The organism is Azospirillum terrae (assembly GCF_053470425.1).
On record NZ_JBPXMR010000015.1, the window covers coordinates 107,547 to 131,691 of the forward strand.

General features: G+C 66.1%; 25 protein-coding genes. 13 read left to right on the forward strand and 12 right to left on the reverse strand.

What is annotated here, in order from left to right; translation table 11 throughout:
• Positions 1-12: 12 nt before the first annotated feature.
• From btsR to ACSVDD_RS25905, 4 genes are all read right to left on the reverse strand, one after another.
• Positions 13-732, reverse strand: coding sequence for a two-component system response regulator BtsR (btsR, locus tag ACSVDD_RS25890; RefSeq protein ID WP_448192311.1), 720 nt, complete (start codon positions 730-732; stop codon positions 13-15).
• Positions 729-2,423 carry a LytS/YhcK type 5TM receptor domain-containing protein gene (locus ACSVDD_RS25895; RefSeq protein WP_448192312.1) on the reverse strand — a complete coding sequence of 565 codons (1,695 nt, stop codon included), beginning with the start codon at positions 2,421-2,423 and terminating at the stop codon, positions 729-731. Before ACSVDD_RS25895 ends, btsR begins: the two co-directional genes overlap by 4 nt.
• Positions 2,424-2,525: 102 nt before the next feature.
• Positions 2,526-2,960: a hypothetical protein gene (locus ACSVDD_RS25900; RefSeq protein WP_448192313.1), complete on the reverse strand. Its 435-nt coding sequence runs from the start codon at positions 2,958-2,960 to the stop codon at positions 2,526-2,528.
• Positions 2,961-3,081: 121 nt separating this feature from the next.
• A complete protein-coding gene (locus ACSVDD_RS25905; protein ID WP_448192314.1) occupies positions 3,082-3,900 on the reverse strand; it encodes a response regulator in 819 nt (272 codons plus the stop codon).
• A gap of 126 nt (positions 3,901-4,026) precedes the next feature.
• Between ACSVDD_RS25905 and ACSVDD_RS25910 the strand changes: the two genes are divergently transcribed.
• From ACSVDD_RS25910 to ACSVDD_RS25945, 8 genes are all read left to right on the forward strand, one after another.
• A complete protein-coding gene (locus ACSVDD_RS25910) occupies positions 4,027-5,220 on the forward strand; it encodes a sensor histidine kinase (protein ID WP_448192315.1) in 1,194 nt (397 codons plus the stop codon).
• Between the two features lie 18 nt (positions 5,221-5,238).
• A complete protein-coding gene (locus ACSVDD_RS25915) occupies positions 5,239-5,673 on the forward strand; it encodes a response regulator (protein ID WP_448192316.1) in 435 nt (144 codons plus the stop codon).
• A gap of 9 nt (positions 5,674-5,682) precedes the next feature.
• Positions 5,683-7,656, forward strand: a complete 1,974-nt coding sequence (locus ACSVDD_RS25920; protein ID WP_448192317.1) for an ATP-binding response regulator — start codon at positions 5,683-5,685, stop codon at positions 7,654-7,656.
• Positions 7,657-7,695: 39 nt separating this feature from the next.
• Positions 7,696-8,037, forward strand: coding sequence for a hypothetical protein (locus ACSVDD_RS25925; protein ID WP_448192318.1), 342 nt, complete (start codon positions 7,696-7,698; stop codon positions 8,035-8,037).
• 104 nt (positions 8,038-8,141) lie between these two features.
• Positions 8,142-8,747: a glutathione transferase GstA gene (gene gstA, locus ACSVDD_RS25930; protein ID WP_448192319.1), complete on the forward strand. Its 606-nt coding sequence runs from the start codon at positions 8,142-8,144 to the stop codon at positions 8,745-8,747.
• Positions 8,748-8,984: 237 nt separating this feature from the next.
• A complete protein-coding gene (locus ACSVDD_RS25935) occupies positions 8,985-10,424 on the forward strand; it encodes a mannose-1-phosphate guanylyltransferase/mannose-6-phosphate isomerase (protein ID WP_448192320.1) in 1,440 nt (479 codons plus the stop codon).
• A 71-nt stretch (positions 10,425-10,495) separates the two neighbouring features.
• Positions 10,496-10,948 carry an RrF2 family transcriptional regulator gene (locus ACSVDD_RS25940; RefSeq protein ID WP_448192321.1) on the forward strand — a complete coding sequence of 151 codons (453 nt, stop codon included), beginning with the start codon at positions 10,496-10,498 and terminating at the stop codon, positions 10,946-10,948.
• Between the two features lie 294 nt (positions 10,949-11,242).
• Positions 11,243-11,662: a hypothetical protein gene (locus ACSVDD_RS25945; protein ID WP_448192322.1), complete on the forward strand. Its 420-nt coding sequence runs from the start codon at positions 11,243-11,245 to the stop codon at positions 11,660-11,662.
• A 17-nt stretch (positions 11,663-11,679) separates the two neighbouring features.
• On the opposite strand, the gene ACSVDD_RS25950 is transcribed toward ACSVDD_RS25945, so the two are convergent.
• Positions 11,680-11,931 carry a hypothetical protein gene (locus tag ACSVDD_RS25950; RefSeq protein WP_448192323.1) on the reverse strand — a complete coding sequence of 84 codons (252 nt, stop codon included), beginning with the start codon at positions 11,929-11,931 and terminating at the stop codon, positions 11,680-11,682.
• A gap of 4 nt (positions 11,932-11,935) precedes the next feature.
• Complete coding sequence (locus ACSVDD_RS25955) at positions 11,936-12,943, reverse strand: IS1595 family transposase (protein ID WP_448192324.1); 1,008 nt, start codon at positions 12,941-12,943, stop codon at positions 11,936-11,938.
• A 114-nt stretch (positions 12,944-13,057) separates the two neighbouring features.
• Here ACSVDD_RS25955 and ACSVDD_RS25960 point away from each other — a divergent pair, with 114 nt between their 5' ends.
• Positions 13,058-13,309 carry a helix-turn-helix domain-containing protein gene (locus tag ACSVDD_RS25960; protein WP_448192325.1) on the forward strand — a complete coding sequence of 84 codons (252 nt, stop codon included), beginning with the start codon at positions 13,058-13,060 and terminating at the stop codon, positions 13,307-13,309.
• On the opposite strand, the gene ACSVDD_RS25965 is transcribed toward ACSVDD_RS25960, so the two are convergent.
• A complete protein-coding gene (locus tag ACSVDD_RS25965) occupies positions 13,306-13,923 on the reverse strand; it encodes a hypothetical protein (protein WP_448192326.1) in 618 nt (205 codons plus the stop codon). The two genes, ACSVDD_RS25960 and ACSVDD_RS25965, sit on opposite strands and share 4 nt — an antisense overlap.
• 137 nt (positions 13,924-14,060) lie before the next feature.
• Between ACSVDD_RS25965 and ACSVDD_RS25970 the strand changes: the two genes are divergently transcribed.
• Positions 14,061-14,345 (forward strand): helix-turn-helix domain-containing protein, encoded by a 285-nt coding sequence (locus ACSVDD_RS25970; RefSeq protein ID WP_448192327.1) that lies wholly within the window; start codon positions 14,061-14,063, stop codon positions 14,343-14,345.
• A gap of 216 nt (positions 14,346-14,561) precedes the next feature.
• Positions 14,562-15,278, forward strand: a complete 717-nt coding sequence (locus tag ACSVDD_RS25975; RefSeq protein WP_448192328.1) for a hypothetical protein — start codon at positions 14,562-14,564, stop codon at positions 15,276-15,278.
• Between the two features lie 108 nt (positions 15,279-15,386).
• On the opposite strand, the gene ACSVDD_RS25980 is transcribed toward ACSVDD_RS25975, so the two are convergent.
• Genes ACSVDD_RS25980 through ACSVDD_RS26000 form a run of 5 tightly spaced genes read right to left on the reverse strand, consistent with a single transcriptional unit; the run spans position 15,387 to position 22,279 of the window.
• On the reverse strand, positions 15,387-18,023 hold the full coding sequence (locus tag ACSVDD_RS25980) for a GAP1-N1 domain-containing protein (RefSeq protein ID WP_448192329.1): 2,637 nt from the start codon (positions 18,021-18,023) through the stop codon (positions 15,387-15,389).
• A 2-nt stretch (positions 18,024-18,025) separates the two neighbouring features.
• The gene (locus ACSVDD_RS25985; protein ID WP_448192330.1) at positions 18,026-18,871 is read right to left on the reverse strand and encodes a TRAFAC clade GTPase domain-containing protein; all 846 of its coding nucleotides are present in this window, start codon (positions 18,869-18,871) and stop codon (positions 18,026-18,028) included.
• On the reverse strand, positions 18,868-19,896 hold the full coding sequence (locus ACSVDD_RS25990; RefSeq protein WP_448192331.1) for a TRAFAC clade GTPase domain-containing protein: 1,029 nt from the start codon (positions 19,894-19,896) through the stop codon (positions 18,868-18,870). Before ACSVDD_RS25990 ends, ACSVDD_RS25985 begins: the two co-directional genes overlap by 4 nt.
• Positions 19,893-20,918: a GTPase-associated system all-helical protein GASH gene (locus ACSVDD_RS25995; RefSeq protein WP_448192332.1), complete on the reverse strand. Its 1,026-nt coding sequence runs from the start codon at positions 20,916-20,918 to the stop codon at positions 19,893-19,895. The genes ACSVDD_RS25990 and ACSVDD_RS25995 overlap by 4 nt, the downstream gene beginning before the upstream one ends.
• The gene (locus tag ACSVDD_RS26000) at positions 20,918-22,279 is read right to left on the reverse strand and encodes a metallophosphoesterase (protein WP_448192333.1); all 1,362 of its coding nucleotides are present in this window, start codon (positions 22,277-22,279) and stop codon (positions 20,918-20,920) included. The genes ACSVDD_RS25995 and ACSVDD_RS26000 overlap by 1 nt, the downstream gene beginning before the upstream one ends.
• Before the next feature lie 907 nt (positions 22,280-23,186).
• On the opposite strand from ACSVDD_RS26000, the gene ACSVDD_RS26005 reads away from it, so the two are divergent.
• Entirely contained in the window at positions 23,187-23,360 is a 174-nt protein-coding gene (locus ACSVDD_RS26005) for a hypothetical protein (RefSeq protein ID WP_448192334.1), read from the forward strand.
• A gap of 106 nt (positions 23,361-23,466) precedes the next feature.
• Positions 23,467-24,145: transposase (locus tag ACSVDD_RS26010; protein ID WP_448192335.1), on the forward strand; the 679-nt coding region annotated here is incomplete at its 3' end.

A 24,145-nucleotide genomic window follows, 5' to 3' on the forward strand; every position in this document is an offset into this window, starting at 1 on the left:
GGGAGAGGGTTATCACCCGAAGCCCAAACGCTCCTTCAGCGCGCCCAGGAAGCGCCGGCTGACCGGCACGGTGTGGCCGCCCAGCGTCTGGATTTCCGCCAAGCCACCGTCCTGAAAGCGGATCTCCTTGATGCGCTCCGGATTGACGAGGTGCTGGCGATGGCAGCGGAACAGCGGGCTCTTTTCCTGCAAGGTGTGCAGCGTCAGTTCGGTGAAGCGCTCCTGCCCGTCCTCGCCCACCACGTAGACGCCGGCCGCGCGGGAGACGACGTACTCCACCTCCTCCAGCTTCATCAGCGTGACGCGATTGTGGCCCGAGCACGGGATCTGCCGCAGCTCGGCGGCGCCCTTCAGCACGCTCATGTCCTGGGGCGCGTGCTCGCGGCGCAGGCGTTGCAGCGTCTTTTCCAGCCGCACCGGGTCCGCCGGCTTCAGCAGATAGTCGAAGGCGTGCTCCTCGAACGCCTGCACGGCGTACTCGTCGTGCGCGGTGAGGAAGACGATGCGCGGCATGCGCTCGGGGTCGAGCATGCTCAGCATCTCCAGGCCGCTGACCCGCGGCATCTGGATGTCGAGGAACACCACGTCGGGCGCCTGCCGGTTGATGGCGCCGATGGCCTCGATGGCGTTGGCGCACTCGCCCATGATGCGGATGTCCGCGGCACCCTCCAGCAGGCGCCGCAACTCCTCGCGCGCCAGCGGCTCGTCATCGACGATAAGGATGGTCATCATGCGGGAACGGTCTCCAGAGGCACGCGCAGCGTGACGCGGGTGGATACGTCCGGCTCGCAGGCGACCGTGACGCCGTAGGCCTCGCCGTAGCGGTTGCGGATGCGGCGGTCGACGAGGGTCATGCCGAGGCCGTCGCCGCCGGGCTTTTCCTCGTACAGGCCGGCGTTGTCCTCCACCGACAGCAGCAGGTCGCCACCGTCACGCCGCGCCGAGATGCGCACATGGCCGCTGCCCAGCAGTTGCGAGGTGCCGTGCTTGATGGCGTTCTCCACCACCGGCTGGAGCGAGAAGGCGGGCAGGCGGGCGTGGCGCAGTTCGTCGGGCACGTCCATCTCCACCGTCAGGCGGCCGGTGAAGCGCGCCAGCTCGATCTGGAGATAGGCGTTGACGTGCTCGACCTCGTCGTTCAGCGACGCTTCCTCGCTGGGCCGCTTGAGGTTCTTGCGGAAGAAGGTGGAGAGGTTCTGCACCAGCTGGCGCGCCCGCTCCGGGTCGTTGCGGATCACCGCCGACAGGGTGTTCAGCGTGTTGAACAGGAAATGCGGGTTGACCTGGGCGTGCAGCAGCTTGATCTCCGATTGGGAGAGTAACTGCTTCTGCTGCTCGTAGCGGCCGGCGAGGATCTGGCTGGACAGCAGCCGCGCGATGCCCTCGCCCAGTGTACGGTTGATGGTGGAGAACAGTTTGGTCTTGGGCTCGTACAGCTTGATGGTGCCGATCACCCGCTCGTCCTCGCCGACCAGCGGGATCACCAGCGAGGCGCCCAGCCGGCACTGCGGACTGATCGAGCACTGGTAGGCCACCTCGTTGCCATCGGCGTAGAGGACTTGGTTGTTGGCGATCGCCTGATGCGTCTGCGGCGAGGTGATCGGCCGCCCCGGCAGGTGATGGTCGTCGCCGATGCCGATGAAGGCCAGCAGCTTCTCGCGGTCGGTGATCGCCACCGCGCCGACGCCGGTTTCCTCGTAGATGATGCGGGCGACCCGCATGCTGTTTTCCTGGTTGAAGCCGCGGCGCAGCACGCCGTCGGCGCGCGCGGCGATCTTCAGCGCCTTGGCGGAGAAGGCGCTGGACTGCTTCTCGATCAGCGCCCGGCGGTCGAGCAGGATGCGCATGAACAGCCCCGCTCCCAGCGTGTTGGCGATGATCATCGGCGCCGCCACCACCTGCACCAGATGCAAGGCCGCCTCGAACGGCCGGGCCACCGCCAGGATGATGAGCATCTGCATCACCTCGGCGAACAGCGTCACCGCGCCGACGCGGATGGGATCGAACAGCGGTTCGATCTTGCCCTGGCGGACCATGTGGCGGTGCACCAGCCCGCCGATCAGCCCCTCGACCACGGTGGAAATGGCGCAGGCCAGCGCCGAGATGCCGCCGAGGGAATAGCGGTGCAGCCCGCCGGTCAGCCCCACCGCCACGCCCACGGACGGCCCGCCGAGGATGCCGCCGAGCACCGCGCCGATGGCGCGGGTGTTGGCGATGGAATCGTCGATCTGCAAACCGAAGTAGGTGCCCAGGATGCAGAACATGGAGAAGATCAGGTAGCAGGCCAGCTTGTGCGGCCAGCGCACCGTCACGTGCATGAGCGGGATGAACAGCGGCGTCCGGCTGAGCAGATAGGCGACCACCAGATAGACGCACATCTGCTGGAGCAGGGAGAGGATGAGGGTGAACGGCTCGACGGTCATCGCTCGTCCTTTTCCGCCGGGGCATTACGGCCGGACTTTGATATATGAGTTGGCGCTCCGCTCACAAGGCGGCTGATGGCTGGGCTGCCTTGTGCGGAGCGGTCACTTCCCCTGGCGACGCCGGAGCGACAGAAAGCGCTCGAAGGTCGCGGGTTCGTCGTAGGCGCCCAGGAACAGGTCGCCGAGGGCACGGCGCATGCGCGCACGCAGGCGCCCGCGAATCCCCTCTTCGATCATCTGGCAGCGGCGGCAGAGCAGGCGTGGCCGGCTGTTCGGGACGCCGGAGGCGCGCACCGGGCGCACGCGGACGGCGATGTCCTGCGTGGTCGTGTATTCGACGACGTCGGGCCACGCCGCCCGGCGGCCGCGACCGTCGCGCCAGGTCTGATCGGCGGCATCGTACCAGCGGCCATCGGGCAGGCAGCGCACCACCAAGCCGTCCGGCCGGGCACAGCACCGGCAGCGCAGGCCGTCTCCGGCCGCCGGCCGCGTCGCGTCGAGGTGCGGTCTGAGGATCTTCGTGCGCGTCCGTGGCATGGCGTGCCTGTGGTGGGGCTGCGCTCATGCCACACCGGCGGGGCATGCGCCAGCGACATCTTGGCGAAGGCTCGGGCGGTGCGGAATTTACGGCACCCGCACGGGGGCGGTCCGAAACGGATCAGTCCGTGGAACTGATGGCAATGCCCAATTTGTAGCCGACGCCCGGCACGGTGACGATGACGTCCGCGGTGCTGTCCGGCGCCGCCAGCTTGCGGCGCAGGCGCGCCACCATGGAGTCTACCGTGCGGATGTCGCCCAGGGCATCGCGGTTGCTCACCACCTCGATCAGGTAGTCGCGGGTGAGCGGTCGGCCACCGGCTTCGACGAGCGCTGCCAGCACGTCGAATTCCGCTCTGGTCAGGCGGATCAACTCGCCGTCGCGGACCGCGAGTTCCCGGCGTGTCAGGTCGAGCAGCCAAGGGCCGAAGGAAAGGACCGAAGTCCGCCGCAAGTGCCCACGCTCCAGCGCCCGGCGGCGCAGCAGGGCCCGTGCCCGCGCAAGCAGTTCGCGGAGGTTGACCGGCTTGGTGACGTAATCGTCGCCGGCCAGTTCGAGCCCGATGACGCGGTCGGCCTCGTTGTCCCGCTGCGTGACGAAGATGATGCCGACCGGGCTCTCGGCGCGGATTTTCTGAGCAAGCTCCAAGCCGCTGCCATCGGGAAGGTGGATGTCGACGAAGAGGAGATCGGCCTGCTTCAGCTCAAGCAATGACTGGCATTCGGCTCTGCTGCCGGCTTCCTCGACCAGAAAGCCCTCCTGGGAAAAATATCGCGCAATCATGGATCGTGTAACGGGGTCGTCTTCCACCACAATCAGGCGAACACGCTGATGTCCTGCTCGCAACGACTCCGTCACTTGGCCACCAGTACTTTCATCCAGCCCGCCCGACCGCCGGACAGCGGCGCGAACATAGGACAGGATGTGATGATAAGCCATCGAAACTATAGGGTTGTCGCTCCGCAGGTACCCCGACGGGAACGGCACCCGACGCATTTTGGTACCAATACCCGACCATTTCAGTTAGATTCATTTTCATTCGCAGCCCCCGTAAAGGGAGGGGACATGCTGGACAAAGGCGCTCCCGAGGGCGCTCCAACAGGAGCAGCGCCGGGAAACGGCGGTGGCGACGGGATCTCGCTCGACGAGCTTCTGGCCTCGCGCGAGCTGTTCGAAGGCATCCTGGCCATTGCCGCCGACGCGGTGGTCTCGGTGGACCAGGGGCAGCGCATCATCCTGTTCAACCAGGGCGCCGAGCGCATCTTCCACTACACGGCCGCCGAAGTGCTGGGCCAGCCGCTCGAAGTCCTGCTGCCCAACTACGCACGGGCGGGGCACAGCCGGCAGGTGGAGCGCTTCGAGCATGCCCCCGTCCAGGCCCGGCAGATGGGCGAGCGCAGCATCATCCGCGGGCGGCGCAAGGACGGCAGCGAGTTCCCGGCCGAGGCCTCCATCTCCCGCATCGTCGTCGGCGGGCGCACGGTCTTCACCGCCATCCTGCGCGACGTGACCAAGACCCGCGAGGCGGAGGAGGAGATCAACACCCTCAACACCGACCTGCGCCGCCGCGCCACCCAGCTGGAGAACGCCAACCGCGAACTTGAGGCCTTTTCCTACTCGGTCTCGCACGATCTGCGGGCGCCGCTGCGCTCCATCTCCGGCTTCAGTCAGGTGCTGTTCGAGGATTACGCCGACACCCTCGACGCCGAGGGGCAGGACTATCTGAAGCGAATCGGCGACGCCAGCGGGCGCATGGCGCAGCTCATCGACGATCTGCTCGACCTTTCGCGCCTGTCGCGCGGCGAGGTGCGGCGGGCTCCGGTCAATTTGTCGGCGCTGGCGAGCGCAGTCATCGACGACCTTGTCGCCGCCCATCCCGAGCGCAACGTCGAGGTGGTCATCGCGCCGGGCCTTACGGCGGAGGCCGATCCGCATCTGGTGCGCACGGTGCTGGTGAACCTGCTGGGCAACGCCTGGAAGTACACCAGCCGCAAGGACAGCGCGCGCATCGCGTTCGGCACCACCGAGGATGCCGAGGGGCAGCCGGCCTTCTTCGTGCGCGACGACGGCGCCGGCTTCGACATGGCGTACGCCGACAAGCTGTTCGGCGCGTTCCAGCGCCTGCACGGCATGAAGGACTTCCCCGGCACCGGGGTCGGTCTGGCGACGGTGCAGCGGATCATCCACAAGCATGGCGGCCGGGTGTGGGCCGAGAGCGTTGTCGACCAGGGTGCGACCTTCTACTTCACCTTACAGTAGGGGCGGGGAACCATGACGATGAAGCCGATCCTTCTGGTCGAAGACAATCCCGACGACGAGCTGCTGACGCTGCGGGCGTTGAAGAAGAACCACATCCAGAACGAGGTGGTGGTGGCGCGCGACGGGCCGGAGGCGCTGGCCTACCTGTTCGGCACCGAGGACGGCCGCGGGCCGGAACCGATCGTGCCGTCCATTGTTCTACTCGACCTCAAATTGCCGAAGATCGACGGCATCGAAGTGCTGCGGCGCATCCGCAACGACCCGCGGACCCGGCTGGTGCCGGTGATCATACTGACGTCCTCGCGGGAAGAGCAGGACCTGATCAACGGGTACCAGCTCGGCGCCAACAGCTACATCCGCAAGCCGGTGGATTTCCCCGAGTTCATCACCGCGGTCCGTCAACTCGGCCTTTACTGGCTGATCCTCAACGAAGCGCCTCCGGGCTTGGGCTGAGGAGCACCGATGCCGCCGATCCTCAACATACTGATCGTGGACGACAGCCACGACGACGCGTTGCTGATCGCCCGCCACATCCGCAAGCAGGGCTACGAGGTCATCTGGGAACGGGTGGACACGGCCGAGGACATGCTGCGCGCCCTGCGCGACACGCACTGGGACGTCATCATCTCCGACGTCAACATCCCCGGCTTCGGCGCCGCCAGCGCGCTCGCGCTGTACAAGGAGCGGGGCTGCGGCTGTCCGTTCATCGTCGTCTCCGGCATGGTCGGCGAGGAGGCGGCGGTGTCGCTGCTGAAGGCCGGGGCCGGGGACTTCGTTCTGAAGTCCAACATGGCCCGTCTGGTCACCGCCCTGGAGCGCGAATTCAAGGACTGGCAGGTGCGCCAGGAGAAGGCGAAGGCCGAGGACGCGTTGCGCGCCAGCGAGGAACGCTATGCCCTGGCCGCGCGCGGCGCCAACGACGGGCTGTGGGACTGGGACCTGATCGGCGGCGGCATCTACCTGTCGGCGCGCTGGAAGGAGATCGTCGGGGACGGCCCCAATCTTGCCCAGGACCTTGCCACCGATCCCGAGGAGTGGTTCGGCCGCGTCCACCCCGACGACCGCGAGGATTTGCACGCGGCCATCGCGCTGCACATCGCCGGCATGTCGCAGAACCTCGCCATCCAGCACCGGTTGCGCCACGCCGGCGGCGGCTGGCGCTGGGTGCTGGCGCGCGGCATGGTGGTGCGCGACGACGGCGGGCGGCCGTTGCGCATGGCCGGCTCGCTGACGGACATCACCGCGAGCAAGCTGGCCGAGGAGGAGATCCGCCGGGCCAAGGACGGCCTGGAGAACGCGCTGGCCTCCAAGTCGCGCTTCCTGGCGGCAGCCAGCCACGATCTGCGCCAGCCGTTCCAGGCCATGCGGCTCTATCAGCATATGCTGGCCGAGAAGACCACGGATCCGGTCTGCCAGAAGATGGTGGGCAGCCTGGGCGAGGCGATGTCGGCCGGCGAGGCGCTGCTGCACGCGCTGCTCGACGTGTCGACGCTGGACGCCGGCATCGTGCCGGTCAACCGCACCGCCTTCCGGGCGCTGGACGCCGTGGCCGCGGTGATGCGGGAGTTCGAGCAGGAGGCGGCGGCTCGCGGCATCGACCTGCGCGTGGCCGGGGTGAGCGACATGGTGAACAGCGACCCGACGCTGCTCGCCCGCATGCTGCGCAACCTGCTGTCCAACGCGCTGCGCTACACGCCCAACGGTGGGCGGGTCCTCGTCGCCTGCCGGCGCCGCGGGCCGGCGCTGGCCATCGAGGTGTGGGACACCGGCATCGGCATTGCGCCGGAGATGCAGGACGCCGTGTTCGAGGACTTCGTTCAAGTCGGCAACCCGGAGCGTGACCGACGCCACGGCCTCGGCCTCGGGCTTGCCATCGTGCGGCGCACCGCGCGCCTGCTGGGGTGCGAGCTGTCGCTTCGCTCGCAGCCCGACAGGGGATCGACCTTCACCGTGACGCTGCCGCGCGTGGTTCCGGTGCAGGTTCAGAACGTCGTGCACCTGCCGACCCGCAGGGAGGGGCCGAAGCCCATGGACGCACAGCACATCCTGCTGATCGAGGACGACTACATCCAGGCGACGGCGCTGCAACAGCTGCTGGAGGTGTGGGGCTACAGCGTTACCCTGGCGTCCACCGCCGAGGAAGCCTTCGCTGTCATGGCCGAGGCCACCGTCATGCCGCGCCTGATCATCAGCGACTTCCGCCTGCCCGGCGAGTTCAACGGCGTCCAGACGGTGGCGCGCATCTGCAACGAGGCGCACCGGCACATCCCGGCGATCATCGTCACCGGCGACACCGCGCCCGAGCGCATCAAGGAGGCCACGGCGACCGGCTGCCGGCTGCTGCACAAGCCCTACGACCCGGCGGTGCTCAAGGCCACCATGCAGGCCATCACCAGCCCGGAGGCCGCGGCACGCGACGGCGCCCGGCGGGAGTGATACAATACGGGCAGTTCCCAGCTGCGATGGGAGACTGCCATGCGCACCGCTGTGATTCCCTTCATTCTCGCCCTGGCCGGCTGCGCGCCGGGGATGTACACCGCCGGGGCCTTGCCGGCGGCGGCCGTCGCCGTGCTGTCGCCGGTCCGCGACGCCAACGGGCCGGTCGGCGAACCCTATCCCATCAGCCACGGCATCTTCCACGAGACTGGGCGGGCGCAGCTCCCGGCGTCGGGGCCGCTGTGGTCGCTCGCCCCGCAGCAGACCCCGCAGGCGGGGCCGGTCTGCGCCGAGCCGCCGCCGTCCTGGCTGTCGGCGCCGCCCTGGCAACGTGGCGTGGGCGGCGATTCGGCAGTTGGCGGCTGCGCGCCGCGTCTTTGAGCGTCCCCGCGCAACACTCCGTTGCGGAGGGCCGGGCTTAACAGGCCCGGCGATGCGGGGTAGCTTCGGTGCGCCAACCGCAGAAATTCCCAAGGGAACGATCCATGAAGCTGTACATGAAGCCCGGTGCCTGCTCGCTTGCGTCGCACATCGTGCTGCGTGAGTCCGGGCTGCCGTTCGACCTCGTCAAGGTGGACCTTGCCGCCAAGAAGACCGAGGACGGCGGCGACTTCCTGGCCGTCAACCCCAAGGGGCAGGTGCCGACACTCGGCCTGCCCGAGGGCGGCATCCTGACCGAAGGCCCGGTCATCCTCCAGTACGTCGCCGATCAGGCTCCGGCCAAGAACCTGCTGCCGGCGCACGGCTCGCTGGAGCGCTACCGCGTGCTGGAGTGGCTGAACTTCATCGGCACCGAAGTGCACAAGACCTTCAGCCCGCTGTTCCGCCCGACCACGCCGGACGCCTTCAAGGCCATCGCCAAGGACAATCTCGCCGCCAAGTTCGCCGTGCTCGATGCGCGGCTGGCCGGCAACGCCTTCCTGGCGGGCGACGCCTTCACGGTGGCGGACGCCTATGCGTTCACCGTCGTCAGCTGGGCCAAGCCCATGGGCATCGACCTGTCGCGCTGGCCGAACCTGAGCGCCTACATGGCCCGCGTCGCCGAACGCCCGGCCGTGGGCGCGGCGCTGGCCGCCGAAGGGCTGGCCTGATCGGCATTTCCGGTTGATCGCGCCCCCCGCACGGACGTCCCCGTCCGCGCGGGGCGTGTCGATTCCACCAGGCGGTTACCTCCATGGGGGCATTGAGGAAAACGAACGGGACCTTGATTTCCCTTGTGTCGCCCGGACCCTTCGGCTTGATTCCGCGTCGATTCGGTCTGTAGTGTCGCGGCGCCATGCGCTCTGTTGCGCACGGGACGCCCTTGAAGGTCAGGAGCCAGCATCGTCATGCCCAACGTCCACGCGTCCCCCAGAATTGTCCCGGTGCTGCTGTCCGGTGGCGCGGGGTCGCGCTTGTGGCCGATGTCGCGCGAGATGTTTCCCAAGCAGCTGCTGGCCCTGGTGTCGGACAAGTCGATGTTGCAGGAGACGGCGCTGCGGGTCGCCGATGAGGCGCATTTCGCACCGCCGCTGATCGTCTGCAACCAGGAGCACCGCTTCGTCATCGCCGAGCAGATGCGGCACCTCGCCCTCAAGCCGGCGTCCATCATCCTGGAGCCGACTGCCCGCAACACCGCCGCGGCCTGCGCCGTCGCGGCTCTGCGCGTCGTCGAGGACAACCCCGAGGCGCTGATCCTGGTGCTGCCCGCCGACCACCTGATCGGCGACCTGAAGGCGTTCGCCGGCAGCGTGGAGACGGCCGCCGCCGCGGCGTCAGCGGGCAATCTGGTCACCTTCGGCATCACGCCCACCGCGCCGGAAACCGGCTATGGCTACATCCGCCGCGGGCCGGAGGTCGCCGGTGTGGCCGGCGCGTTCAAGGTCGCCGAGTTCGTCGAGAAGCCGGAGCGCGCCGTGGCGGAACGCTACGTCGCGTCGGGCGACTATGCCTGGAACAGCGGCATGTTCCTGTTCCCCGCCGCCAAGCTTCTGGACGAGCTGGAGCGGTACGCGCCCGCCGTGCTGGCCGCGGCGCGTGCCGCCATCGAGGCCGGGAGCGCCGACCTCGACTTCTACCGCCTGGACCCGGAGGCGTTCGCACAGGCCCCGTCGATCTCCATCGACTATGCGGTGATGGAGAAGACCGACTCCGCCGTGGTGGTGCCGTGCGACCTGGGCTGGACCGACGTGGGCGCGTGGTCGGCCCTGTGGGAGATCGGCGCCAAGGACGGCGCCGGCAACGTCGCCATCGGCGACGTGGCCCTGGAGGCGGCGAACAACTGCTACGTCCGCTCCGAGGGGCACCTGACCGCGCTGGTCGGCATCGAGAACGCCGTGGTGGTGGTCACCGAGGACGCGGTGCTGGTGGCCGGCAAGGACAAGGTGCAGGACGTCAAGCTGGTGGTCGAGCGCCTGAAGCGCGCCGGCCGCCCGGAACCGACGGTGCACCGCAAGGTGCATCGCCCCTGGGGCTCGTACCAGGGCGTGCACGCCGGCGAGCGGTTCCAGGTCAAGTGCCTGACCATCGCCCCCGGCGCGCAGCTCAGCCTGCAGAAGCACCATCACCGGGCCGAGCACTGGGTGGTGGTGCAGGGCACCGCGCTGGTGACGCGCGGCACGGAGCAGGTCTACGTCTACGAGAACGAATCGATCTACATCCCCATCGGGACGCTGCACCGGCTTCAGAACCCCGGCAAGGTGCCGCTGAGCATCATCGAGGTGCAGTCCGGCACGTACCTGGGCGAGGACGACATCGTGCGCGTCGAGGATTCCTACGGACGCAACTGAGCGGCGCGGCGGGCGGGGCGCAGGCGTATCTCCTTGACCCGTCCGCGGCACCACCGCATGTTGGCGCCGAAATGCTGTCCCAAAAAGCCAAATACGCGCTGCGCGCGCTCATCATGCTGGCCGAGCAGCCGAACGACGATCTGGTGCTCATCGCCGACATCGCCGAGCGCGAGAACATCCCGCGCAAGTTCCTTGAGGCCATCCTCGTGGAACTGCGCAAGCACGGCCTGCTGTTCGCCAAGCGTGGCAAGAGCGGCGGCTACCGTCTGGCGCGCGGGCCTTCGGAGATCACCTTCGGTGAGGTGATCCGCCTGATCGACGGGCACATCGCGCCGATCCCCTGCGCCAGCAAGTTCGCGTTCAAGCCGTGCACCGATTGCGGTGACCCAGCGGCCTGTTCGACACGCTGGCTGATGATCCAGGTGCGCGACGCCACCGCAGCGGTGCTCGACAACCGCACGCTGGCCGACGCGCTGCGCCACCGCCAGTCGGTCGGCGGCCTGCCGGCGAACTTCGACATCTGAGCGGTTTGCCGTTGGCCACCGTGTAGCATCGCCTGTCTGCTGCACAACGGGCGAAAGCGGGTGATTCTGCCGTCTGGTCAGTGGCTTGCGCCGAATGGCGCGTCCACGAACGTGTAGCAGTTTCCTTGTGTGCGAATGACGTTGCGGCGGCGTGGATCAAACGCCGTGCAACGCTATGCAACGCTACGCAACACGAAAACGGCCTTCTGGCGCATACAACACTACCCCTTCGATAGCTAAGCGTCGCCCAGGCCGGTAGCATCGTCGGCGTCTTCAACCGTTGCCGAGGATACCATGGGCGAGCCCGTCGCCGTCACTACGCTCATCCGTCTACGGTCCAAGCTGTCGGGGGAACTGGCCCACAACGAAGAGCGTCAGGCCCAACTCCGAGCCGATCTGACGCACGTCGACGCCGTCCTCCGCATGCTGGGCACTCTGGAGCCTGATCAGATCCCGCCGCGCCGGTTCGCCACCCAGTGGTTCAAACGGGGCGACACCAAGCGGGCCGTGCTGGAGATCCTTCGGGAGGCGGACGGTCCCCTGACCGCCATGCAGATCGGCGCCCGTGTGCTGGAAAAGCAGGGGCTCGATCCCAATGACCGGCGCGCGCAAGGCCGCATCCGCCAGAGCGTGCAGAACGTCCTGCGGAAATGCCGCGACGTGGCGCACGATGTCGGGGTGAACAAGGAAAAGCACTGGCGGCTTGCCGCGTGAGGCGGCAAGCCCTCGGCCTACCGCGGCGCCACGGACGACAGCCAGCCCAACACTTCATCGAGACTCTTCGGCACGACGAAGCTGCGCCCGCCGGTGATCGTGACGAGCGTCTGGTCCCCGCACTCGTCGACGTCCTGAAGCCCGAGGATCGCGTTCAGGCGCAGGGCGTAGCGCCGCCCGCTCCCGTCGATCAGCACGAGGAAACCGGCCACCCGCGCGCCGTTTCGGATGTCGAGCAGGCCGCCGGAGGAGGTGTCGTCGTATTCCATGGGATCAGCCTCCGACCCGCTGGTCACGGTGGCGCTGCCAGTACCCGGTGAAGTCCACCGAGGCCCCCATGCCGGCGGCGCGGGTGGCCACGAGGGCGAACTGTTCGCCGTTCGGCCGGCGGCGGTGATCCTCGCGCCACGCCATCTCGCCGGCATAGCGGGGCAGGTAGGTGCCGCTGATGTGGTGGTGCTGGCCCCACTCGGCGCGGCGCAGGCGGGAGAAGTACGACTCTGCCTGATTGGTGCAGGCGCCGTCCTCGCTGTAGGACTGCGAGTGGTTGATGCGCTTCATCGCGAACTTGGCGTGCAGCTCGTCCCAGCACGCGGCCTCGTCGGCGTGAACGGTTGCTCCCTTGGCGATGCGGGCTTTGATGAAGGAGATCGAGGCGTCCTCGGACGGGAACACGGACGTGAGGGTGCGGCCGTCGCGCTCGCGGATCGCCACCACCACCCGGCGCTTGCCGGTCTGGTTCTCGGCCAAGCGGCGGTCCTTGCGGTCTTCCTTGTGGTTCTCAGGGCGCACGTGGCCGCCGACATAGCAACCATCGACCTCGACCACACCGCCGTCGCCGCCGACGACGACGCCCTTCATCTCGGACGCCATGGCCTCGCGCATCTTGTGCGCCAGCACGAACGCCGTCTTGTAGGAGACATCGAGGTCGCGGCCGAGCTGCAAGGCGCTGATGCCCTTGACCGCGTTCACGAACACGACGATGGCCGCCAGATACTCGCGGATCGCCAGCTTGTGGTAGGCGAACAGGGTGCCCGAAGTCGGGGTGAAGTCCTTCTTGCATTCCTTGCACCGGTAGAGCGGCCGGCCGCCACGGGAAATGTCGTAGCAGACCAGGGTGCCGCAGTGCGGGCAGACCGGCTTGCCCTCGGTGCTGGGCCAGCGCAGGCGCTGGAACACGGTCCAGGCCTCCGCCTCGCTCATGCGCATCACGACGGCGAGGCTGATGCTCCGGGCCGCGGCGGAGAGGAGGAAGTGCTGGCCTTTGGATCGTCTGGGCATGATCACCGCCTATGGCAACGCTTTTCGTTGCCTTGACGATGCGCTTCGCCCTGCCTCAGAGCAACGGTATGCGTTGCCCTTGCCTATGCGCGTCGCGCATGGTGAGATCAGGTCATGGACATGGCTCTCTCCCCCGCCCAGTGCCGGGCCGCCCGCGGCTGGCTCGACATCTCCCAGGCCGAGTTGGCTCAACGGGCCGGCGTCGGCGTCAGCACGGTGCGTGACTTCGAGGCGGGCCGCACGACGCCGATCAGGCGGAATCTCGATGCGATGCGGCGGGCGCTAGCCGAGGCCGGCGTCGAATTGACCTTCGGCGTCCGGGGAGATTCTGTCGGCATTCAGGCCGTTGGTGCGTCGCGCTCCTAAGAAAGTTGGACAGCGGAGACGGCGTCATGGGCGACCGCAGGCGGCCGGGCGGGTTGTCCAGCCGCAAAGCCCAATGCGTTGTGGAGGCGGTGGCCAACGAGCGACGCGTCGTCGCTCGAACTGAGTGGAACGGTGAGGACTGGGTTGGCGCCGGAGCGCAGCACGACTCGGAGATGGGCCGGCTTGCCCGACGTCGTCCACTCGATCTCCTTCACATCGGCGAAATCGCGGATGCTGCCGTTGACGAAGAGCTTCCGTCCAAGCTCGTCAACGACGACCAGCCCGTAGCCATGGCCATAAAAGAACCAACTCACGTTGAGTTCGCCAGCCAGCACCGCGGCAAGGGCGGGCTTGAAGTGTCGGCGGGCCGCCAGGGCGAGGAGAACCGCCACCAGTGAAGCGATCGTGCCGATGATCCAGAAGAATCCCACGATGAAACCGATGACCGCGAGGGCAGCCCAGTCGAGCGCAAATCCCAGGCCGAACCACAGCGCGATTACGATCGGGCCGCCCACGGCAACAGTGAGGGCCGTCTTGATGGCCCCTTTCCCAGGGTCGCCGCCCAAAAGTCGTTCGGCCGCCTTCTTGTCCATCCGAGCGTCCTGATGCGCCATGCCGGTGCTCCGCGAGGTTTGCCAGGGCACTGCGCCCGTGGCTCCGGGATGCCAGTCAGCCGGCAACCGCGAATAGGTCAATTCGCCCTATTATTCCAACATGCCCTATCCGCTGTCCACCGCCTTGGGGAGCGCGCGTGGGCAATCGGGACAAGTTCGGGGAGGACTATCAGGCGCTGCTGGCGTTACTCGTCGCCGAACGGCGCCGCCGCGGACTCACGCAGTGGGACCTCGCGCGCGCCATGGGGACCGACCAGTCGCAGGTCTCCAAGCTCGAGCGGCGGGAGCGCCGGCTCGATATCATCGACTTCGTTCGATATTGCCGGGCAATGGGCCTTGAGCCGGGGGAGTGGCTGGACGGAGCGCTCAGATCCCTTCAAAAGTTAGGCGAGGGTAAAATTCAAGCGTCGAAGGCGCCGTAACGTCAGTTAAGCCAAGCACTTCCGGATGTCGGCTGGAGGAATACCGAAGCACCACCTGACTTGCCCCAAGCCGACTCGCGCCATGGACAAGCCGAGTCTGGCTACCGTCCCGCCAAGCTTGCCATCACTGCCGGATTATGCCAATAATTGGAGGATTCGTCAGTCTAACCTTATTACGAATGACGAAGAGAAGCTAACATATAAGGGGGGCGATGAATGCGCTACACTCCAGTTCGCCGGGATTTTGTCTTTGATGAAAAGTGCCGCAGGGAACCGCCGTGTAGCCATCCATTGACGTCCAACGTGGCAATTATCCTTCGCGATGAAGAAGGTCGTGAATTGCCGTTCGGTCCTACGTGCGCGAAGAATGCACTGGATGAAGAAGGGCAACGCCAGTTGCGCCTCATCCCAGATTTCACCAAGGCCGCGCCGGGAGAAAGAAAGCCCGGCACTGGCAGAGGTGGTGGCGGCAACAGCGGGGGAAGCACCCAGGTCGATCTAGAGGAGCAACGCTATTGCCGGGCAGTTACGTACTTGCTTCTGCGTCAGGAACGACTGATCCATGTGCCTAGCGCCGGTTATAAGCCCTTCGTAGAATACCTAGCTCATTTTCGCCAAACCGGGGAACTGGCCGGGCCAATGATCGATCATATTCTGAATGTGGCCGCGAGTCAGGATGGCACTAAATACGGTTTCGGTAATCTGCAGGCCCTTTACGCCTATGATTGCTGTATCAAGCGGACTCTCCGCTCCGTTAGGCCGGAGCGGCAGAAGACCCTTTTGGACCTCAGGGAGAAGCTCCATAAGTGGCTTCACTTCACTCAGCCTCAAGCACAAGCTGTCGAGAACTGGTTCAATAAGATACCAGGTCACCAGCCCCTTGACCCGTCGGGCTTCAGCTGGGCTTGGCGTAAGTCCCCCTGTCCGTCCTGAGGCGGGCTGAGGGGCGGACAGGGGGACTTACGCTAATCCAAAGCGATCAGGCTGAAAGGCTTGCGCAAGACGATCAAGCGTCAGAAAACGCCCGCCGTTCACGACGGCTCAATCGCGCCAGCCGTACCTCGCCGACCAACCCGACCTGATGTTCGAGATGGTCTGCTCCACCGATGACCGGCACTCGTCCGGCAGGTGGTCAATCTCCTTCGCAATCCGCTCGATGTAATCCTCGCCTCCGTAGGATTTGGCCACGCGACGGAGGATTTTGCCGACGTCCCCGCATCGGCAGGCGGTCAGAGCGAGATCGGCGGGCGACCAGGATGAGGACATGAAGGCGGACACCAGCTCTTGGCGCGCGGTCTTGCAGCGGTCCCAGTCGAGAAAGGGGATGAACTTCAGGAGGTCGGGGATGTCGCCCTCCTTCGCCAGTTCCCGGTAGACCATCGGGAAAGCGGCAGCGATCATCAGTGAGACTGGAGCCCAGCGATGCCGCATGAGCATTGGGAGGATACGGCCAGCGGCGTCCAGCAGCGCCCTAGGTGCGGCTTTCTCAGCCTCGAGCATGAGGTATGCGCACGCTTCCGCCGCGGCTGTGTCGAAATCGATGGTGCGCCGGTTGCAGATCGTCTGCGCGAGTTCCGCAATCGACCAGACGATGCGAAGGCGCGCCGGCTGGGGAGCCTTGTGGAGTACAACTATGTTGCGGCTAACCACCGACGCCGGCACATCCCAACCCAATCCGGCGCGCACAACCCAAGCCCCGTCCAACTGCTCACCGACGATGCCCAGGACCTTTGTGAGGAAGCTTGTCTCGTCGCCATTAAAGTGCGTCGGAAGGCAGCGCCCGAGCGCCTTCTCCGCAACGCGGACCCCGGTCGCCGCATCGGCCCCCGCCAGAACCAAGCCTGCTATCCGGACGAACACGTCGATAGGAAGCTCGCACGCGAAGACGGCACGTTCGAGGAAATCGGGCGTGCCGTCCTGCATTCTCGCCAATACTTCGGCATCGAGGCCCGGTTGACTCAGGATCGCTGACAGCTGGTGGTCGTCGGCTCTGCGCAGCAGCGAGGTCAGCAGACCAATCACCATCTCGGACGACAATCCAGGCGCGCCCAGCAGCCACGTCACGTCCGCTACCGCCGGATCGAGGGTGCTGTCTAGCAGCGCATCCCGGCGCTGCGACGACGTCAACGCGACAATCGACGCCCTCACTTCCTCCATTGCATTGACGGCGCGGGCGCGCTCGACGACCAGCTCGGCGAGCCGCGAAGCCTGGAAATCATTGGCGATGCCGAGGTGGGATATTTCCGCCGCGAGCCCCTGTTCGTCCAACCTCGCCACGAGCGGACCCGCAGCGGGCAGATGCCGGTCCTCGACGAGATGGGGCAGAAGCCTAATGCCGACGGCGTCCACCAGCGCGGGTTCCTCAACTTCGAGCGCCTCACCGATCCGCTCAACGAGCACGCCATTGGCGACCGCACGCTCGGTCAGCCGTCCATCGGCGGCCACGAGGCGCAATAGAAGTGTCGGAGGCGCCGAGAGCAGCGCGCGCAAGCCTCTTCCCTCGACCGCCTCGCCGAGCCCATGGGCGATCCTCGGCAGGAGATCCGCCAAAACATCGGTCAGCTCCGGCCCGGACAGCAGCGCGACGGCTCCTTCGGGGGCTCGCGCAGCCAGCGTCTCTGCTGCCGCAGCAACAGCGTTCCTTCCAGCCAGCATGGGGCGCGCCCGCATCTTGGTGGCGATGGCGCCGAGGAAGGCCCACGCGTCAGCCTCGGGGAGGTCCGTCGAGGCGCGAAGAATGGCACGCGCAAGGGCAGGCTCCAGCGAACCGATCGCCTGCACGTCCCGTACCTTGCCGGAGTTCACGATGTCGAGGAGTCCCAGCGCGGCCGTCGGCGTCCGATCCAACTTCCCGAAGAGTTCGTCCCAAAGGAGCGCGATGCGAAGCGCGGCCGCGTTATCGACGTCGCCGCCCCCCACGAGGCGGATCTCCGACACGGTCAGCAACTGCGGGCGCGTCTGCTCAAACACGCGGCTGACGATGGCATCCGTCCAGCGGTGGCGAGCGTCCTGGCTGGATCGCCCGTCGATCCGCCGACCGTTCCAATCCGAGAACTTTGCCTTCGCGTCCTTCGGCGCGAACACGAGGTCGAAGTCGCGCCCCCCGACCTTGCGCGGCGAGAGCGCGAAGGTCGACAGGGCGAACCTTTGCCGCATCGATGGCCACAGGGCGGTCAGGAGCCGGAGCGCGATCAGTTCCGGGGTCGGAGCGTCGAACACGACCACGGGCTGAGCCTCCTCCAAGAACAGCGCCTCCAGTAGTTCGCCCGCCTTGAAGTCGGGCTCGGGTGGCAGATGCTTGGCGGATGAGGTGGAAACGGACCGTTGCGTCGCGTCGTCCTGATTGGGAAGCGCGTCGACCTCGAGTAGTTCGAGTAACGGCGACAGGCTCTCGGCCAGTGACCAGTCCTTCGCACCGATAACCAAGCTCAGCGTCCGGACGCAACCGGCTCGCGATACAGTGGTGTCTTGCCACGTCCTCGCTAGCACGTACCGCTCGCTGCTCGGCAGCGGGTAGGCCGTCAAGTACGGCTCGAAACGCTCCCGCGGTCGCAGTGGGCCGGCGACATCGGAGAGCCTGTCGATCATCGACTGGTCTGGCTTTGGAAGCTGCGCGGAAGCGGCCAGGAGCTGGTGCCCCCTTCGGTATCCGTGAACCTGGCGATCGACGATGATCATGTTCAGAAGCCGACCACCCATGCCACCGGCAGAGTGAGGTCGCCGTCCTTCGTCCAGGTGCCTGAGTCGTCCTCCAGGGCCACCCAGCCATGACCGTCGAGGCCGGTGTCCAGGAGTTCGTCGCGACAGGCGGCATCTGCCTTGAGGTCCCCGCCCACGACGCTTAGCCCGAACACGCGCACGTCAAGCCGGTCGATATCCACCAGCCGGCCTGCCAGCAGGGGGTACTCCCGCTCCAGATGAGCCTTGGGTCCCTGAGCGAACTTCTGCGCATCGACGAGATCCCATGCGCTCACCACCACGGAGAGACGTGGACGGCTGCCGTCCGTGCGCTCGGTAAGCGTGACCTCGAGAAAGCGGATGAGCTCGCACAGCATCACCTGGGTGGCAAGGCCCGGCTCCTCGGCCCCCCCGAGCTTGGCCAACAACCTCTGCGAGGTAACCCAATCGAGAGGGCGCACATCCTGATCCGACCCGACTCGAACGAACAGTAGGGCACCGTCGGCCCGACGCAGTTCCTCCATCCAGTCCGGCGCGATCTCGCAGTCCAGCACGGCGTTGCGCCAGAGCTCGCCCCGGATGTCGGGGACCACGATTGCGGCCTCCTCGTCTCTCAACCGGTCGGCGACGACGACTTCAAAATCGCGGCGCTCGTCGGTGTGCTGCGACCGGGGCGCGAAGTTGCCGGAAAAGAGGTGGTCTGCGACCTCGAGGACGAACGTGATGTCCTTCGGTTGCTGCGCGGCTTTGAGCCGCCCCTTGCCCTCGTCGAGCGCCGGCCAGAGCCGGCCGACGTAGTTGGTCTTGCCTGAATCCGGGCCGCCTAGCAGCACCACAGAACGGGTCATCGGTCCCTCCTGAAGCTGAGGTAGGATCGCGAGCACTCATCCGGTTCGCTGCTCGGCCAGAACTCGCTCCCACTTTGCTGCGGGGCTACGGTCGCTTCCACCAGCTCCGCGAGGCCGAAGCCGGCCCTCACATCGCCGTGTTCCGAGAAGGACGCGACATGGTGAATCCTGGCGACGACTTCGCGCTTCATCAACTCCGCGGCAATCCGGTTCGTGATCGAGCCGTCCAACTCGCCGTGGTCACGATGCGTGACGACGATCATCATACGGGGAATCGTGCCGTCGAAGATCGTCCTGAGCCTGCCGGCAAGTTGCCCCAGCCGGCTGATGACGCCCTGCCGCCGCTCCTTATCCGCCAGCGTTCGCCCGTCGACGACCACCCAGATCGCCTCGGCCGACTTCATGAAGTCGAAGCGATCGGCGTGCGCGGTGCTGACCAGCGCAGTGGTCCACTCGCCGGGCAGGTCTGGAAGTGCGAGGTCGACGCAGCGTCCATCAGCCCGCCTCACTAGGCGCAGGTGCAGGAAACCGGGGCGGCGATCGTCCGCCATCTCAGTATGCACCGTCATCTGGTCCGGCGGCTGACCCTCGTTCCACTCGCGGGCACCCCGAGCGATCTCCTCGAACCCCATCAGACTCCGGCTGTCGGCGAAGGACCACCCTTCGAGCTGCGCGTTGGCGACCATGAGGTAGAGGCTCACCAAGCACGCAGTCTTACCGGATTCGGGATCCCCCAGGATCCCCACGACCGTGACGTAGCGCGAGCCCATCATGCCGGACACAAACTCGGGGCCCAGCGTTCTGCTCGAAGGGAACGAAGCCGCTCCGGTCGGCTTCTCGAGAACCGGAGCGCCGAAATCGTCGGCCGGCTCGGCGGGAGCGGATTCGGTCGCGACAGCCTCAGCGTTGCCGACTGCCGGGTTCTTAGCGGCAGCGTAATGCTTGCAGGTGGCGAGATCGTGCTCGAGCGCGCACACCCCGGTCTCGCCCACGGCGCATCCTTCGAAGGTGCAGGCGCGGCTCATAGGCGTCCGAGTCCTTCGGAGACGAGCCGAGCCATTGTGGCCTCCAGAAGCGCGCGGCAGCCCCACGTCGAGGCTTTCCTCCTCACCGTCACCCCTTCACCGGCGCTCGCGCCCGTGACTAGGGCGTTCAGCAGCGGATATGCCACCGGGGCAGAAGTCACCCTATCGGGAATCCGCGCAGCAAGTGCAGCGCGGTCTTCCCCAATCGCCTCGACAAGCTCCCCGAGCTCGAGCTCGGGGTCCGCATCCACGGTGCGCAGGACGATTTCGCGATGCACATCGGCCGGCAGGCGACGGAGAAGGCCCGCTCCCTCGATGCCCATCGTCACCAAGCGCGCCGCCTCGGGAATGTCGGACAGCGGTCGACCGAGCACGCGGCTCCGATCCAGTTGGGCCCACCAGAGATAGTCGAGCTCCTCGCGGTCAAGCGCCGCATTGCGTTGCAGCGGGTCGATGATCCCGGCGACGATTTTCTTGAAGTTCGTCGTGGTCTTTCCCTCAGTATCGACGGTGACGCCAAGGTCCTGCACCTCCGGTACCGGCTCCCGCTCGCGCGCCTTGTTAGCGCTCTCGAGGCTGCGCTCCCTTGCACGGTCGAGCACCTCGCGGCGGAGCGCCTCCCTCTTCACCTCCTGGAGCGCCGGCTGGAACTCGAGCGCCGACCACAGTGCGTTCGAATAGAGATCGACTATCGTCCAGCCGCTGGTTCCCGGCTTGCTCGCCATCACGGAGAGCGCTGCCATGCCCGCGCAGACCCCGACCTCCAGGGGGCGCTCAGAACTTAGGAACGCGGAGGCGTGCTTCTGCACCGCACGCTCGACTTCGTCCGACAGGGTCTCAGGCGGCGTGCCATCCCCGCCCAGCGCAGTGGCGATCTCTGCCGCTTTGGCGATGATATCGGTGGACCCCTTGATCTTGCCCCAGTCGGCTGCGAGCTGCGTTACCGCCTTCTGCCGCGAATCCACATCCTCGTTGCTCACCGAGAGACCGCTGATCCTCATGTGAACCGGAAGCCTACTCATCAGTCCTGCCCCTCTTCTCGTTCGGCGATCAGCCAGTCGATCATTCGGTTCACCTCTGGAAGCCTGCCCTCGCGTGCGAGCCAGTCGAACAGCTTGCGCTCGACCCCCTGGGTCATCCGTTCGTCGGAATCCGCCGGGATCGCGTCTAACTCCACGAGTATCCGAAGACGCTCGTTCTCGAGCAGATCGCGGAAGAAGCGCAGTAGCGCGAGCTCGTAGCCTTCGACGGGCGGCGGCATGGGCGGCGTCTCCCCCTCGGCAAGCTCCGCGGCGACAAGCTCCACAACCGGCTTGGGGGCCGGTCCTCCATCCGCCACCGGGCCGTGTCCATCCGTGGCCAAACCATCGCCGTCCGGCCGCTTGCACTTCCTAAAGTTTGGCGAGCCCAGCGTGAAGCGAGGCTCGCTTCCGCCAAGGCGCTTGCTGTCAGCCTCAAAACATGTTCCCGCCGGGTTCCAGGTCCGAGGATGCATCGTGACCGCGAGGGCGTCAGCCTCCTCGTCCCAGTCGAACTCGATGATGTTGTACGTGTAGGTGTAAATTTCGTTCGACTTGAATGGCACGGCGGCACCGGCGGCCAGCATCATGACGTCGCACCCTTCGTCGACCGTGTCGATCGTGACCTTGGGATTGTGCTCATGGCCGGAGATGAACACGCGGGCACGGCTACGGACGTACTGCCGGACCTCGTCCGCGTCCTTATACCAGTTGAGGGGATGGTGGACGAGGACGACGTTCTCCTCCCCGGCTTTGCGCGGAATGGTGAACTGCCTCGCTCCGATCATGAGCTCCGGCGCGTCCCCCCTCTCCTTCCCGTGGCAGAGCAGGGCCGAGTTCTTGCGGATGAAGCGGATCCAGCGACTGGGTGCCAACTCGATCCGGAGGTTCGTGGCGAAGCGCACCTCGCCGTGGAGGGGGCAATCGTATCCGAAACAGAAGCGCCCATAATCCTCGAAGCGGGCGAGCAGCGACGCCCGGTCCGCCGGATTGTCCACCACCCGCTCGTACTCCGCCGCGCCGCCCGCACGAATGTAGTCGAGCAGTTGTGAGCCACCGATCGAAAGCTTGTCCCTGTCCACGTCGTGGTTGCCGGGCACCATCTGCACCCTGTGGATCGGGCAGCCGATGTTTTCCGCCAGCGTGTCCAGCCAGCGGCCCGCATCCTCGTACTGCGCCCGCTTGCCCGAGTAGGCAATATCCCCGGTGACCAGTATCCCCTGAGCCACGCCGCCCGGAAGACCGCCGATGACCTCTGTGGCATCCGCGATGAGCTGCTGCTTCACGTCGTCATGGATGTGGACGATATCGTCGCGTTCCTGGCCGAAATGGATGTCGGAAAGATGGACAAATATCGCTGACATCTACCCTCCATGTTGACCGGGAGTCGCTCCCTGTGAATGTAGGTTGAGTTAGCCATCAATGTCACGACAAACGAGGCGTCTGTCCGAAGCGGATCGGGAGGCGCTCGAGTCGGTGCGCGCCCGTTTCAAGGTCGCCAAACTCCGCCAACAGCTAGGCCGAGGCGTCTACCAAGTTGGAGGAGGCTTGGTCGGCACTATAGCCACGTGGGCATCTCCTCCTCTGGTGCCTCAATTCCGGCGCGCCCGGAGGAGGTGGCAGAAGGGATCTGGGGTAGCTATTCTCATCCACCGCCGCTGATCTTGGATAGGTCGATAGCCGCAAATGCCGAGAGGCCACAACCTGGAGCGGCGTACTAAGAACCTTGTCCCGCCAAGCAATAACCATGGAGGGATTGTTACTTATAATATCGGGCCAAGTACCGCAAGATCTCGCAAGTGCCCGCGCCTCCAGCACTCAAAGTCGTCGCGACGCCGGGATATTTTTGAGATATTTCCGCCGCTGGATTTTCCGAAAACGGCCGGCGTAGAGCAGCGTTCAAGGTCGGCAATATCGATTTTGCTAAACGCAGCATCAGCTTGGCAGTCTGCTCAGCCACTCATCCTTTCGTTTGAGGGAGTGAGCCATCAGAACAATCGCGGTATACTCTTGCCATCCTCACTATACCGCCGCGGATATTCTGAAACACGTCTGCGGCCACGGCAAGGAGGGCAACTATGCAAGTCCCGTTATCATGAATAAAAAGGAACGGCATCGAAGTACCGCGCCACCGGCACAACGATACCGATCCCATCCGCAATTCTCGGCTCTAAGAGCCCGGCGCTATACTCAAGCACCACCAACGGCGTGAGTATGGCAGCAAGGCTTTCGGAGCACAAGAGGTCATCTCCAACAATTACGAGGGATGCCATGCCCGAACGTTATGCTCATGTCCGCGTTACTGCGACTGTCCGCGCCGATGTCAGTGACTGGAATCGGAAAACGAGCTACGTAGCGGATATTGAGGTTGCGGCGGATATCACTGAGATCACCCTGCGCCGCATTTCCGCCTTTCTGCGTCACAAGAAGCCCAGAGCCTTTTGATGCCATCGGACGACCGCTGAGCGGCGTCCGCTTCAAACCAACCATCCCACACGGATCGACCTACAGGGCGCCGCCCCCATGCGGCGCCCCATGGGGAGAGTTTGCCATGGCGCAGCATTACCTGCTGTCGGCCCGCAGCCGCGGGCTCGGCATCGCCAGTATTTTGACCCTGACCGAGGCCCAAGCGCACCGCGAGTTCTGTTGCATCCGCTGGCCGGACACCGGCGGGCAGCCGGTGTGCCCTTGGTGCGGCTGCACCGCCTGCTGGATCTGCGGTGCGGAGCGGTTTCGCTTCCGCTGCAAGCGCTGCTTGAGGGATTTTACGGCAACCAGGGGCACGCCATTCGCCAAGCACAAGCTGCCCCACCGAATGCTGCTGGCCGTGCTCCATACATTCCTGTGCGGCGTCTCCGGCAAGGCCGCGCTGGAAATGTCGCGGGTGCTCGACATCGCCTACAAAACGGCCTTTGTGCTGTGCCACAAGCTGCGCGTCGCCATGGGCAGCGAGGGTCAGGCGGGTTGCTTGGGTGGGCCCGGCTGGGAGGTCGAGGTCGACGGCCGCTACAGCGGCGGCTACATCAAGCCGGCGAACTGGCGCGAGAACCGCCGTGATCGCCGTCTCGCCAGGAATCAGAACGGCAAACGGCGGGTCACGGTGGTGATCCGCGCCCGCAACGGCCAGTGCCGCACCTGGGCCTTCCGCACCGAGGAAGGCGCCGTCGATTTCATCATCGGCAAGGTGCTGCCCGGCACCGTGGTGTACGCTGACGATGCCCCGTCCTGGA

Coding starts and splice junctions, on each gene's coding strand:
- ACSVDD_RS25945 (WP_448192322.1), top strand. CDS start 11,243: ATGGGCGAGCCCGTCGCCGTCACTACGCTCATCCGTCTACGGTCCAAG.
- ACSVDD_RS26005 (WP_448192334.1), top strand. CDS start 23,187: ATGCCCGAACGTTATGCTCATGTCCGCGTTACTGCGACTGTCCGCGCC.
- ACSVDD_RS25955 (WP_448192324.1), bottom strand. CDS start 12,943: ATGCCCAGACGATCCAAAGGCCAGCACTTCCTCCTCTCCGCCGCGGCC.
- ACSVDD_RS25960 (WP_448192325.1), top strand. CDS start 13,058: ATGGACATGGCTCTCTCCCCCGCCCAGTGCCGGGCCGCCCGCGGCTGG.
- ACSVDD_RS25935 (WP_448192320.1), top strand. CDS start 8,985: ATGCCCAACGTCCACGCGTCCCCCAGAATTGTCCCGGTGCTGCTGTCC.
- ACSVDD_RS25985 (WP_448192330.1), bottom strand. CDS start 18,871: ATGACCCGTTCTGTGGTGCTGCTAGGCGGCCCGGATTCAGGCAAGACC.
- ACSVDD_RS25910 (WP_448192315.1), top strand. CDS start 4,027: ATGCTGGACAAAGGCGCTCCCGAGGGCGCTCCAACAGGAGCAGCGCCG.
- ACSVDD_RS25980 (WP_448192329.1), bottom strand. CDS start 18,023: ATGATCATCGTCGATCGCCAGGTTCACGGATACCGAAGGGGGCACCAG.
- ACSVDD_RS25915 (WP_448192316.1), top strand. CDS start 5,239: ATGAAGCCGATCCTTCTGGTCGAAGACAATCCCGACGACGAGCTGCTG.
- ACSVDD_RS25920 (WP_448192317.1), top strand. CDS start 5,683: ATGCCGCCGATCCTCAACATACTGATCGTGGACGACAGCCACGACGAC.
- ACSVDD_RS25995 (WP_448192332.1), bottom strand. CDS start 20,918: ATGAGTAGGCTTCCGGTTCACATGAGGATCAGCGGTCTCTCGGTGAGC.
- ACSVDD_RS25950 (WP_448192323.1), bottom strand. CDS start 11,931: ATGGAATACGACGACACCTCCTCCGGCGGCCTGCTCGACATCCGAAAC.
- ACSVDD_RS25975 (WP_448192328.1), top strand. CDS start 14,562: ATGCGCTACACTCCAGTTCGCCGGGATTTTGTCTTTGATGAAAAGTGC.
- ACSVDD_RS25940 (WP_448192321.1), top strand. CDS start 10,496: ATGCTGTCCCAAAAAGCCAAATACGCGCTGCGCGCGCTCATCATGCTG.
- ACSVDD_RS25965 (WP_448192326.1), bottom strand. CDS start 13,923: ATGGCGCATCAGGACGCTCGGATGGACAAGAAGGCGGCCGAACGACTT.
- ACSVDD_RS25990 (WP_448192331.1), bottom strand. CDS start 19,896: ATGAGCCGCGCCTGCACCTTCGAAGGATGCGCCGTGGGCGAGACCGGG.
- ACSVDD_RS25925 (WP_448192318.1), top strand. CDS start 7,696: ATGCGCACCGCTGTGATTCCCTTCATTCTCGCCCTGGCCGGCTGCGCG.
- gstA (WP_448192319.1), top strand. CDS start 8,142: ATGAAGCTGTACATGAAGCCCGGTGCCTGCTCGCTTGCGTCGCACATC.
- ACSVDD_RS26000 (WP_448192333.1), bottom strand. CDS start 22,279: ATGTCAGCGATATTTGTCCATCTTTCCGACATCCATTTCGGCCAGGAA.
- ACSVDD_RS25900 (WP_448192313.1), bottom strand. CDS start 2,960: ATGCCACGGACGCGCACGAAGATCCTCAGACCGCACCTCGACGCGACG.
- ACSVDD_RS25895 (WP_448192312.1), bottom strand. CDS start 2,423: ATGACCGTCGAGCCGTTCACCCTCATCCTCTCCCTGCTCCAGCAGATG.
- btsR (WP_448192311.1), bottom strand. CDS start 732: ATGATGACCATCCTTATCGTCGATGACGAGCCGCTGGCGCGCGAGGAG.
- ACSVDD_RS25905 (WP_448192314.1), bottom strand. CDS start 3,900: ATGGCTTATCATCACATCCTGTCCTATGTTCGCGCCGCTGTCCGGCGG.